The following is a 375-nucleotide window of genomic DNA, read 5'->3' as shown; positions in this document are numbered from 1 at the left end:
TGGCTACCAAAGATTACATGAACTCTTTGGATACCTATAACCAAAACAGGACTGGGCAGAATGTTGCCTTGAAACTGCAATTGGCACAGTTAGGATTGCCTGGTTTACCTCTTGCCTCTAAAGGCATAGTATATATAGCGCTTTCTTACATAGCTAGTTTGTTCCTGTGCTTTACCTGGATTTTAACGATGTTCCTTTTGGACCGCAGTATAATGGATTCAAAACAACTTGCGCAGGCAACCCAGTCAGCGGTTTTAGGTTCGGTTCCATACCTGTCATATTCAGATATTAACATCAGGGAGTTATGGAAGAGCAAAGAGAATGATCCTGAGTTTTTATCTTTTAAAAACCTTTTACGGTCATTACGTTTTGAGA

Annotated in this window: 1 pseudogene; it reads left to right on the top strand. The window is 40.0% G+C overall.

The features are described 5' to 3' along the window. Positions 1-17: 17 nt before the first annotated feature. A pseudogene (locus tag AC1DG9_RS27845) lies at positions 18-375 on the top strand (exopolysaccharide transport family protein); the annotation flags it as partial.

This window comes from Pedobacter sp. 05L430 (assembly GCF_056397585.1).
This window is presented reverse-complemented; position numbering and strand designations above follow the sequence as displayed.